This is a genomic window from Flavobacterium sp. W21_SRS_FM3 (assembly GCF_052113625.1).
Taxonomy (GTDB): Bacteria; Bacteroidota; Bacteroidia; order Flavobacteriales; family Flavobacteriaceae; genus Flavobacterium.
In genome coordinates this window covers 222,069-234,281 of record NZ_JBGQOD010000003.1, presented here as the reverse complement: position 1 = coordinate 234,281, position 12,213 = coordinate 222,069, and the positions used below count along the sequence as shown (strand labels likewise).

11 protein-coding genes are annotated in these 12,213 nt (G+C 32.4%); all 11 read right to left on the bottom strand.

Annotated features, from left to right (window positions below):
- Nucleotides 1-106: 106 nt before the first annotated feature.
- The gene (locus ACEN2K_RS07250) at nt 107-646 is read right to left on the bottom strand and encodes a GNAT family N-acetyltransferase (RefSeq protein WP_441758661.1); all 540 of its coding nucleotides are present in this window, start codon (nt 644-646) and stop codon (nt 107-109) included.
- Nucleotides 647-705: 59 nt separating this feature from the next.
- Entirely contained in the window at nt 706-1,788 is a 1,083-nt protein-coding gene (locus tag ACEN2K_RS07245; RefSeq protein ID WP_441758660.1) for a DNA alkylation repair protein, read from the bottom strand.
- Between the two features lie 305 nt (nt 1,789-2,093).
- The gene (locus ACEN2K_RS07240; protein ID WP_441758659.1) at nt 2,094-3,155 is read right to left on the bottom strand and encodes a ligand-binding sensor domain-containing protein; all 1,062 of its coding nucleotides are present in this window, start codon (nt 3,153-3,155) and stop codon (nt 2,094-2,096) included.
- 163 nt (nt 3,156-3,318) lie between these two features.
- On the bottom strand, nt 3,319-4,353 hold the full coding sequence (locus ACEN2K_RS07235; RefSeq protein WP_441758658.1) for a hypothetical protein: 1,035 nt from the start codon (nt 4,351-4,353) through the stop codon (nt 3,319-3,321).
- Between the two features lie 249 nt (nt 4,354-4,602).
- Nucleotides 4,603-6,210: an Eco57I restriction-modification methylase domain-containing protein gene (locus ACEN2K_RS07230; protein WP_441758657.1), complete on the bottom strand. Its 1,608-nt coding sequence runs from the start codon at nt 6,208-6,210 to the stop codon at nt 4,603-4,605.
- On the bottom strand, nt 6,210-6,527 hold the full coding sequence (locus tag ACEN2K_RS07225) for a helix-turn-helix domain-containing protein (protein ID WP_441758656.1): 318 nt from the start codon (nt 6,525-6,527) through the stop codon (nt 6,210-6,212). Before ACEN2K_RS07225 ends, ACEN2K_RS07230 begins: the two co-directional genes overlap by 1 nt.
- 57 nt (nt 6,528-6,584) lie before the next feature.
- Nucleotides 6,585-7,784, bottom strand: a complete 1,200-nt coding sequence (locus ACEN2K_RS07220; RefSeq protein ID WP_441758655.1) for a phospholipase D family protein — start codon at nt 7,782-7,784, stop codon at nt 6,585-6,587.
- The gene (locus ACEN2K_RS07215; RefSeq protein ID WP_441758654.1) at nt 7,784-8,011 is read right to left on the bottom strand and encodes a helix-turn-helix domain-containing protein; all 228 of its coding nucleotides are present in this window, start codon (nt 8,009-8,011) and stop codon (nt 7,784-7,786) included. The genes ACEN2K_RS07220 and ACEN2K_RS07215 overlap by 1 nt, the downstream gene beginning before the upstream one ends.
- 363 nt (nt 8,012-8,374) lie before the next feature.
- Complete coding sequence (locus tag ACEN2K_RS07210; RefSeq protein ID WP_441758653.1) at nt 8,375-8,560, bottom strand: YgaP family membrane protein; 186 nt, start codon at nt 8,558-8,560, stop codon at nt 8,375-8,377.
- A 49-nt stretch (nt 8,561-8,609) separates the two neighbouring features.
- Nucleotides 8,610-8,915: a hypothetical protein gene (locus ACEN2K_RS07205; protein WP_441758652.1), complete on the bottom strand. Its 306-nt coding sequence runs from the start codon at nt 8,913-8,915 to the stop codon at nt 8,610-8,612.
- An 80-nt stretch (nt 8,916-8,995) separates the two neighbouring features.
- Nucleotides 8,996-12,187, bottom strand: a complete 3,192-nt coding sequence (locus ACEN2K_RS07200) for an efflux RND transporter permease subunit (protein WP_441758651.1) — start codon at nt 12,185-12,187, stop codon at nt 8,996-8,998.
- Nucleotides 12,188-12,213 lie beyond the last annotated feature (26 nt).

The following is a 12,213-nucleotide window of genomic DNA, read 5'->3' as shown; positions in this document are numbered from 1 at the left end:
AAAAAGAGGCTTTCTATTGGCTATAGCAAAGGGGGATTTAAGCCAATTAATGCTAAGCCATTTTATGATGTAAAGTCAGTTAGTTTTTTTAAGAAAGCTGGACTGGTTAGCTCTTTCCATTTAGCAACTCATAAATAACATTCGAACCATTATCATCATCTTTTCGATCTTGTATGAATTGCAAACCACATTTTTCTAATAGTTTTCTAGAATTTTCGTTTTTGATATGTGTGAAAGCTTCTATTTTGGCAAGCTTTAGTTCGTTAAAACCAAAATCGATAATACGCTTTAATACTTCGGTCATGATTCCTTTATTTTGAAATTCAGGACTTAAACCATAACCCACTTCAGCAATGGTATGGTTGTCCGAAAAATTCCAAAAACAAATGGTTCCTATAATTTGTGGTTGATTATTATAAACGATTCCCCAAGTCACTGATTTCTTGTTTTCGAAGTCTTGATTGATGTCTTTAATAAATTGTGTGGCTTGTTCGAGTGTTTTTGTTTTTCTATTCTCAGGTCTTTCGATGAATTGATTAATGGTTGCATCGGATCGTAAATACAATACCACTGGAGCATCTGATTCTTCGATTTTTCGCAATAATAGACGGTCTGTTTTTATTTCTGGAAAAGAGGAAAAATTCATTTGGGTTTTGTTTTGATGCTAACGAATATACGTACTATTTGGGTAATGGGAGATGATTGTTACTCTATCAGTTCAAATGCAGCACTATCTTTTTCTTCTCCGTTGATGATAATCGAAAGTTTTTGTTGTCCGATGTAAAATTTTCGAGTGCTAATGAGTTTGAAACTTTGCTTTCGATTAATATCAGAAGATTGATTGGGTTCAAAAATACGTTCACTTATTTTAAATACTTTCTTTGAAAGTTGGCCATTTTGTCGAAGGTAATAAACCGCATATTCAAGTCGTACCGTTTGCTGTTGTTCATTATTATTTTGGACAGAAAACGAAAACTCCAAATGGTTTCCAATAGCAACTTTAGGAGTACTTATTTCAAAATTGGCGATGGCTACATTTGAACTATCAAGTCCAAAATGTTTTAAAATTTCAATGTTTCCTTGCTTTAACAAGGTTCTACAACCGTGTTTTAAAATGGCATCGGTCTCCTTGCTGTGTCCTTTCCATTTGCTGGCAATTTCAATAACGATTTTTGGATTGTCTTTCGCAATGTCGTTAAGATTGTTTGCTACGCTTCGTCTAACATATTCTGAGATATCTGATTTGAGATGGGTCAATAAGGGGAGAATAGGAGAAGGATTTTTTTTAAGTTCAGGGATAGCCATAGCCCAAGGTAGGCGAGGTCTGCAACCTTCGGAAGCCAGTCGTCGTATGTGATGATTGGGAGAATTTGCCCATACTTTCATCACTTCAATGGTTTTATCAAAATCGTGTTTCAAAAATTCCCGAATGGCAAATTCCGAAGAGCCAAACTGGGTGTAATAAGCCAGTGCTTCCATGGAAGTTTCAAAATCATGAATACCAAATTGCCCCACATAATCAGGAAAAACAAGTGCCGTATAACCCGTTGGACTGTTTGGAATTACCTTGTTTAATAGTTGTATGGCTTCTTTAAAATCTAATGGCAGGTGATTTTTAAGTGTGATGGATGTAAAACGCAATCGTTCATTTAACGACCTGTTTTCTAAGCCAACGGTTACCTCATCAATGAATTTTGTAGTATTAAAATTTTCATCTGCATTATTAAATGCTGTTGCTAAACGCTCATAGAATTTTTTATTGAACATCTCCTTCAATTCTGCTGCCATATTTTTTTTTTACTAATTAGAAAATGCCACCAACAAAGGTAGCATTTTCTTTATTTTAAGGTCTATCTCGTTTTGTTAAGAAAATAATTAAACCGTTATTTTCAATGAAGGAATACGTTTTTCATTGATTTAGGAACAACACTAATTCCTGTAATTTCAGTTTTGGGTCATTGGGGTGATGATAATGAGGAGCGTTTGCGTTCTGTAATTTTGAAAAAAGAGTAAATTTCTCTCGAACTGTAAACGTGAGATTACTACAAAATTCGAAATCTTGTCAAACGGCTGTTGTGCGTGTGTATTCCTTATCAAAAGGTTTTATCAAAAGATTTTCCGTTAAATTTATAAACTCCACCTTTTGCCATTCCAAAAAGTAAATTGTTGCTGTTGTCTTTATATATTGACCAAATCATTGGGGTCGAAAGTTTGTTATTGATAGTGTAGTGTATTACATTTTTGCCATCATATTTCCAAGCTCCTGTATCTCTATCACCAAACCAAATATTACCTTCAGAATCTTCTTCAATGGCAAAAACGTGTTCCATTGTCCCAGTTGGTGATGGATTTCCATTTTTACTACCATTCTTTTGAATGAGTCCGTTTATTTCTGAAAAATGTATTGTTTTATTATGCTCCAATAGTAGAACTCCGATACCATTATTCCCTATCCAAATGCGCCCCTTTGAATCGACTAATACACTTCTAATGTGTAAATTCTCATTGGCTTTAAGTTTTAGTTTTTCATGGTCAAAAATAGTTGTGATTTTGCCATCATAACTAAACAACGCGCCATAAGTGGCTATCCAAAGTTTACCTTTTTTATCTTTAGATAAATCGGTTACACCGAATAAATTACTAACATTACTATTTTTGGGTTTTGGAAAAATTAAGTAGTTCATCGTTTTTCCGTCAAAACGATTTAGTCCGTCTTTATCGCCTGCATTGAACCATAAATCGCCACTGGTTTTGTTCCATTCTAGTGTTGGGTTATTTGTTAGAGTTTTATAAGTTGTAAACTTTTTCCCATCATAACTATTCACCCCGTTTGCAGTTCCAAGCCAGATAGTTCCGTTCTTGTCTTCTTCTATGGAACGGATTTGATTGTCTAGTAAACCATTAGTGTTGTTGAAATATTGAAATGTTTTACCATCATAATAGCTCACTCCTTCATTATGACTTCCAAACCAATAATTGCCTTTACTGTCTTGAAAAATCGCACGGATTCCAGAAGTGAATTTTAAGCTGTCGCTTTGTGAAGCACTTACAATTTCAGATTTACTAATTTCTTTTTCGCTAGCTTTCTTTTCAACACAAGAAAAGTTCAGAGATAATAAAATAAGCAGATATATCATTCTAAATAATTTGTCCATACAGGTCGGTTTTTTAATATGACGCATAATGTTCTCGTGCTTCTGGACGTTTGCAAGTTATGAAAACGATTATACTCGGTTTAACGAAAATACGATAAAAAACAGTGATTCGACTAAATTCCAGCTGGCTCAAAATGGCGGTTGGCAGATGTTTTTTTTATTTTCAATAATATTCAATTTCTCTTTCAATTATTCTTGTTATCTGATTTTCTTTAGAATAAGTTTTTCTTATCCAATTTTTAAATTTGTCGTAAATGACATTTATTCTGATTATTTCAGTTCGTTCTTCATTATTTCCGTATCCTTCGTTTTTCCATTTTGAAATTATATTTTCTTGTGTGGTAATTGTTTTGTAGTAGTCTCTAATTTCTTTTTTATTTTTGAAATAATAAGATAAATAATTTATTGAATCTTTGTATGTATAAATTAACCTTGAGTTTTTGAAAAAATCATTGTCATATTCTTCTGTGATTTCAAGAGAATATTTTTTAGTTTTTATTTTTTTTGTTACTTCTTTCAAATTATATTTAGGTCGAATTTTTATCGAGATTAAGGTATCTTTTATTACTTTGTATTCATATTTAGTTAATCTTTCAGGATAAAATGTCAACTGATTATCTGCTTTAGAAACAAGAGTTTCATCTGAATCATTTTCAGGATTAAGATACAAGTCTTCAATTAACTGATTTTTGTTATTGTATTTGTATAATCGGTAATCTTGTAATGTATCATTGACAAAATGTTCCTGTTTTACCACAAAACTATTTTTAAAATAATTTATATATTTTTCGATATATTTTTCACTAAAATATATAGTAGTTGAATCCGGAAATTTGCTTTCAGTAGAAAAATATTGAATGACAGAATTAAACATTTTGCCTTCATTTTTTCTTGAAATTGTTGTAACTCTTTCTAAATTATCAAATTCAGTTATACTCCATAAATTGTCTAATGATTTATCAAATTTATTTATTTTCAGTATTTTTTTTAGTTTTGAAAAATATATTTCAGAAATTGTTTTAGTTGTGTCAATTTTTTCATCTTTCTTATTTAAGTCTAAAACTTTTAAAGTGATTTTTTTTACATTACCATTAAAATCAATATCTCTTGGAATTATTTGATTGTTATCAATTCGATTATTTTGAGAAAATATTAATCCACATTGAAATAATATGGTAAATAAGAAGATTTTGTTCATTTTCATTGTTTTTTAAAATATCTGCCAACGTTTTGCTGCTTTGAGATGGCTGGAAGTTCGTAACCGTTCAATTTTCGGCTTAACGAAAACTTGATGCGAAACGGTAATTCCACTAAATTCCAGCTATATCAAAACAGCTGTTGTACACTGGCTTTTTTTTCGCAAACTAGATATCGAAGCCATACTCTTTTTCAATTTTTACTTTAACGATCGATTAAGTTGTATATTTATATGGCTCAAAGAGATGATTTATTTTCCTCTATTCAATCTTCTATTTGATAGTTTTTTCCATATATTATCTGCTAATTCAATTTCAGAGTCAGAAAGGCCATAATTTTCTTTTAGTATTTTTAGGTTTGTTATTTTTAAAATTTCCGAAATGTCTTTTTTCTCTCTTATCATTTTATCAATAAAAGGAAGTAAGTCCGAGTTGTTTTCACTGTAAGGTAAAAGGATTCTTTCTACTTCATTTGGCATTAATTCTAGAACTCCTCCTCCGTGACTTCTTCCGCAAATTTCTGTAAACGCTAATGATAAAGAATTGTAATAACTAGCTGTCAAAGCTTTCAGCTCAACGTTTGGTTTTACTGTAACACGATGCATTGTATCTGTAGTAAACGCCTTGGCTTCGTTAATTATTAATTTTGGATACTTATTATTTCTGCGAATAAAAAGAGCTTCAGAGATTCTTTGTGATGGTACAATTTGCCATTCATCTCTTATTCTACATTTATATCCTTCATTAATTTTTTCTTCTTCTCCCCAAGCTATATAATCTCTAGCTCCAATAGAACCATTCAAATCTGTCATTTTCGGAAAGGACAGAAAATGCGTTCTAGCTTCTTTATCTCTATTTTTATCCCAATCTTTCATTGTAAAGATTGCACTAGGAACTTGTACGCTTCTACCAACTAATGGTTTTGCATATTTCTCTAGATTATAAAATTGGACTGTCGAAAGAGGAACTGTGAAAAAAGGATTAGAGCCAGTTGTAATACCTACTTCTACTTTTGCGAATTTTCCTAATTGATTGAATTTTTTGTCAGATTGAAGTCTTTCTAGAAAGTCAATCTCTTCTTGCTCAAGAAAGTAAAAAGTCCATTTGTTTGATTTGAAATCAATCTTCTTTTTAGGGCTTTTTAATTTAGAAACATCTAGATTTTTAAGTTCTTCTGCATCTCTTATTTCTAGATGTTCAATTAAATGAGAATTAGAGTTGTTTTTCTCACAAAGCAACAATACTACTTCTTGTTGAATATTTGGAAAAACAAGTTTTTCAAAAGAAACAATATTTATTTTGTTATAAAAATGAGCTAAAAATTCTCTCAATGGTTGAGCGTAAGAAACTTGAAGAATTTCCGCTGGTAACACGAAACCAATTTTACCTTCTTCCTTTAAAAGGAGTGATGAACCAACAACGAATGAAACCCAAGCGTTCGTTAATTTCGAATATTTCAAACTTGCTTTATTAAAAATATCTGCTGCATATTGTTGTTGTTCCTTGTCAAAATATTGATATCTAATGTATGGTGGATTTCCAATAATTAAGTCAAATTTTCTCTCTGTATTAATACAATATTTATGAAAATCTTCATTAATTACAGTCGATTTATTTAAACCAATAGCTTCTGACTTTGCAGCTTCAACGTCATCAAACTCAATTGCAGTAACAGAATTGTATTCATAGTTTTCTTTTTGAATTTCTTTTAAAAAAACACCATCTCCACAACTTGGTTCTAAAATATCTAATTCTCTATTGCCATTAAAAGCCCATTTTAAAATAAATGCTGCAATTGGTTCAGGTGTGTAAAAACCACCTCTTAATTTTTCGCTTGTTGCTTCTTTGATTAATTGCATTATTTATTGGCTTTATTTTTATTGTAGTAATTAATTTTCTCTTCTGCAACTTTTAAAACTTGAGTTGCTAGTTCCTCTTCTAAAATTGAATAAGCCACAGTATCACTTAAATGAGCTACGGTAAGATAATCTTCTTCAATGCTGAATAAGGTTGAAATATCCTTAATAAATTGTTTAGATGGATTTCGATTATTCTTTTCAATTTTACCAAGCATTGAAGTGTCAATTTTTAAATGATCTGCAACTTCACGTAATGTTAGATGATTTTCAATGCGCAAATCTCTAATTGTTTCCCCGAATGATTTTTCTATTTCCATAATATTTTGGACAACTTCAGTCCAAAAGTAAATTAAATTTTTGAACTATGAAAATATTTATTCGATAATCAACGTAAACGCATCTGCAACAGTTACGTCTTTATAGAGAGTTGCGGATTTTCCAATTAACTCATCTTGGGCTATTAAATTTTTGGTTTCTCCCCAACTTAATTGCGTCATTGAATTCTTTTGTTTGTAAGAAGCTGTATCAGTTCTAGGATTATGAGTTATTGTAATTGGAAATATACCATAATCTGTTCCATTAATCACAAATCTTATTTGAGCAGTTGCTCTTTCTAAATGTGTTTTTCCAGCTGTTGTGTCAAATTCCCATTCAAGAGTATTAAAAACATTATCTCTAAAATGATGTCTTTGATCTATATCTTTTAATGTACCTTTTTTGAAAAGCATTGAACCTGTTGGATTTGTGTTTGCTCCTTTAGGAATATTTAAGTCTCTTTCTGTCAAAGCACCACTTTGCCATAAAACTTCATTATTTTCCTCGTTTTCAAATTCAAAGTTTCTATCTATTTCAAGTTCTGTAATTAATTTAGAAACAATTTTATTTGATTTGTATCTGCCTTTAAAATTTAATGGAATTTTAACTGTTGGTCTTTTTGGGATTACCAAGTTATTTTCTTCTGCTGGCGTTTTGTTTGAGGTGTTTTTCTTGTGTTTTTTCTCCCAAATCTTTCTTGTTGGAACAATTCCCTCACTAACGAATTGATTGATAATTTCTGGTGAAATTTTGAATAAATTTGGGTCTGAAAAATCAAATAATGTGCTGTAATAATCCTTAACTTCTTTTAGTAACTGTATTCCATTGGGATTATCATTTTTGAATTCAACCATTAATGAACTCTCAACGTTTCCAAAAAATCCTCTTGCTGTTAAATTTGATGAACCGACAATTAATGTTGTGTCATTTTCTCCTTCAAATAAATAAATTTTTGGATGAAAAATCGGTGATTCTTTTTGATAAAATATGTAACTGTTTATCCCTAGGTCATTAATTTCTTTTAATGCTTTCTTTGAAGTTCCTTCTTGGTCAATTCCAACAATTAAGTTCAAGGTCTTATAAAATTCGGCTCCACTAGTAATACATTCAGAAAGTCCTACAACACCAGCCTCACTAGCGAATGCTGAGATTCCAGTAAAAGAGCTAAATTTATTTTCTTTGAATAATTGAATTATTGTGTTACCAACAGACTTTTTAGATTCGGACTCGAAACCTTGTCCCAAAAATGTGATTTTCATTAATGTATTTTATTAAGTTTTTCAAATATTAACTTCATAGATACATCAAGACCTTTTGATAATTTTTCAATATTTTCGAGAGTAATGTTTTTTTCTCCTCTTTCAATCATTCCAATATATGTTCGATGAAGATTTGATTGAAATCCTAATTCTTCTTGAGAAAGTTTTTTTTCTTTTCGAAGTTCTCTAATAATTTTACCGAAATTCAGGGATAATTCTGTGTTCATTGAGTATACTATAGTTAGCACAAAGTAAGATTATGCTTTTGCCTGTGCTACATACTATAGTTAGCATTTTAGTGTTGGAAATATTAGCTCTTTTCGTTTTCAGAGCGTTTGAATTATGTGTATGGAAAAACCGTAAGTGCTAATATAAGCACCTGCTTTAAGCTTGTGTACAACTAGGATATATCATCAAATATATACAACTTTTTTCAGTTTTGGGATTGTAATTTTTTTCTTAAGTAATTATTTTTAAGTTTTTACTCCCCATTGAAGGATTGCTTCAGCAGTTTACTTCGCTAAAAAAACATAAAAAAAACCCGAGTCGCTATAACAACTCGGGTTTTGAATATTATATAAAAACTAGAATTAGTCTTTCAAACCAATTTTAGTTAAAATAGTCTCTAGTAAACACCACTTGGTAAAACCAGACTGAATTAAATTTACTCCTATAAAAGCGGTAAACCACATCCAGTTTTGATTGACATAATAGGTCAATAACAAACTAATTAAGATAAAAGAGCCTACTATAATTCTAAATACTTTATTTTTCATAATGTCATTGCGAGGAACGAAGCCATCTTCTCCTCTAATTTAAGAGTTGTTAATTTGATTTTTCGATGTTTAATACCGCAACATGAATATTGGATAAGGTTTTTTGTTCTTTATTAAAGGCATTCACTAATTCAAAGAAAGGATCTACATTTTCTTTTTTTACAAAAGCATAATACAACATCGAGTCGTTTAAATTCATATCGGAAGCAAACCAATTGCTTTCTATTGCTTCTTCAGACAAATCTTTAAATCCTGTTACCGCTTTATAGGTAAAAGTTTTTACATCTGCTTGCTTTAGCATTTTTTTGATGTCTTTGTCAAATGCCACTATGGCTGTTATGATGAGTAGTTTCATTGATTTTTGGTTTAAGGTTTGAAGTTTCAAGTTTAAGGTTCGGTTGCTACAACTTTAAACCTTAAACTTTAAACCAATTTTTATTTTTCCCATTTTTTTCTCTCTGTGATAAAGTAGATTAACGGCACTACAATCAAAGTAAGAATCGTTGAAACAATGGCTCCAAATACTAGTGAAATAGCCAGTCCTTGAAACAATGGATCAAATAAGATGATGGACGCTCCAATTACTACCGCTCCAGTTGTCAATAGGATAGGAGAGGTTCTCACTGCTCCAGCCTCAATAATTGCTTGTTTCAACTCGATACCGTCATTCAGTCGGATTTCGATAAAGTCAATCAGTAAAACCGAGTTTCTTACCATAACTCCTGCCAAGGCAATCATACCAATGAATGAAGTTGCTGTAAAATAAGCTCCTAATAACCAGTGACCAAAAACAATTCCAATTAATGATAACGGAATCGCAAGCATCATCACGATAGGTGTTTTAAAGTTTTGAAACCAACCCACAATCAACATATAGATGATCACGATGGCAACCATAAAGGCAACACCTAAATCACGGAACACTTCTAAAGTTATCTGCCACTCTCCATCCCATTTTACAGTAAAATCACTTTCATCCGTAGGTTGTTCCATGTACAATTCATTCACTTTATAGCCTTTTGGAATACTCATTTTATCCAGTTTCTCTGTCATTCCCAGAATAGCATATACAGGACTTTCTAAGGCTCCAGCCATATCTGCTGTTACATAAACCACACGTTTTTGATCTTTTCTATAAATGGTTTTTTGTAAAGTATCTGTTTTTACTTTTACCAAATCACTTACCGGAATCATATTCCCTTGATTGCCTTTTATTTTTAAGTTCTGAATGTCTTGCAAGCTTGTTTTGTCTTTGTCGTCAAGCGAAAGAACAATCCCTACATTGTCATTAGAATTTTCGGCATACAAATTAGAAACAGGATATTCCTGCAATAAATACGTCAAATTCCCCACTATTTGCTGTGGAGCAATGCCATTACTCATCGCTTTTTCTTTGTCCACTTCTAGTTTGTATTCTGTTTGATTGTCCTCTACAGTCCAGTCAATATCAACAATACCTTCTGTTTTATGAAGAATATCTTTTACTTGTCGCGCTACTTTAATTTGCTGTTTATAATCAGGTCCATAGATCTCAGCAACTAATGTAGACAATACAGGAGGTCCTGGCGGAACTTCGATAATCTTCACATTCGCACCATATTTGGCGGCAATTTTTTGAATTTGCGGACGCACATCTTTAGCAATGTCGTGACTTTGTAATTTTCGATCTTCCTTGTGCAATAAATTCACTTGAATATCAGCCATGTTGCTTCCACCACGCAAATCATAGTGACGCACTAATCCGTTAAACGTAATTGGAGCCGATGTTCCAATGTAGTTTTGATAATTAACTACCTCTGGAATGGTCGTTAAATACTGTGCAATTTCTTTAGTAACCGCTGATGTTCTTTCCAGAGTCGCTCCTTCAGGCATATCAATTACTACTTGAAATTCATTTTTATTATCAAATGGCAGCATTTTTACTAAAACTGATTTGGTAAAAAACATAGCAACTGAACCAAATAATAATAAAACAGTCACAGCTACAAGCACACGTCTCTTCATACTACTTTCCAGTAAAGGACGCTCTAACTTGTTGTACATTCTATAAATGAAACTCGTTTCTAAACCTTCGGCTTCTTTATGCTCTTGCTCGTCTTTTTCTTGCAATAAATGGTATCCTAAATATGGCGTTACTGTCAAGGCAACAAACAATGATAAAAGCATCGCAATCGAAGCACCTATAGGCATCGGACTCATATAAGGTCCCATCATTCCAGATACAAATGCCATGGGTAAAATTGCTGCAATAACCGTAAATGTGGCTAAAATCGTTGGATTTCCTACTTCATTTATCGCATAAATCGCGGCTTGTTTAAAAGGCAATCGCTTCATCTTGAAATGCCTGTGCATGTTCTCAGCAATAATAATACTATCATCAACTACAATTCCCACCACAAAAACCAAGGCAAAAAGTGTAATTCGGTTCAACGTATAATCCAGCATATAATAACTGAACAATGTCAATGCAAAAGTCAATGGTACTGAGAAGAATACGACTAATCCACCTCTCCAGCCCATAGCAAACATTACTAAGATAGTCACCGCCAAAATTGCGATTCCTAAGTGCAATAATAATTCACCTACTTTGTCTGAGGCTGTTTCACCATAATTACGAGTGACCTCAACATGTACATCATCTGGGATGATGGTCGCTTTTAGATGGTCTACTTTTTCAAGGATTTTCTCCGAGATTTTCATCGCATCCGCACCTTTTACTTTACCTACTGATATGGTTACTGCAGGATATTCAGATTGTGCTGTTTTGAAATTGTCATTCGCTTTTCCGTATCCAAAAGACACGTAACTTTTGGCTGTCGAAGGACCATCTTGAATCGTAGCTACTTGTTTTAAGTAAACCGGCATGTTTTTATTAACACCCACGACCAGATTTTCTACATCATCTGCAGAGGTTAAGAACTTACCAGTAGTAATTAAATATTCTTCATCTTTACTAACAAAACTTCCTGATTGTGAACTACTGTTATTCGCTTGGATCATTTGCATTACTCCCATTGGGTCAATGCCATTCTCTGCCATTTTATCTTTGTCTAAAATCACTTTTAGCACCCGACTTCTTCCACCAATTTCTTTGGTAATGGCTACATCTTTTACTTTTTCTACCTCTGATGTTACTTCTTCAGCAATTTGGCGCAACTGGAAATCATCCATTTTATCGCTCCAAAGCGTGATTCCTAACATAGGAACATCATCAATAGAACGCGTTTTTACCATCGGTTTGTACACTCCCTTAGGGAACATATCTTCGTGTTTGGCTAATTCGTCGTACAATTTCACATATGAACGCTCTACATCTTGACCTACATAAAATTGAACTATAAGCATCGCCTGGCCATTCATCGCCATCGTATGCACGTGTTCTACTCCTTTTATATTAGAGATGATTTTTTCTAGCGGTTTAGCCACACGACTTTCTACTTCTGTAGGACTTGCTCCGGGATACCCGACCATGACGTCAGCCATCGGAACATTAATTTGTGGTTCTTCTTCTCTTGGAATAAGAAAAGAACTATATACACCAATGATCATCAAACCTACCATCATCAAGATCGTTAGTTTTGAATTGATGAAAAAATTGGCAATTTTACCTGAAATTCCTTCTTGCATAATTTTTTATTTATTTGGGCGTGTTC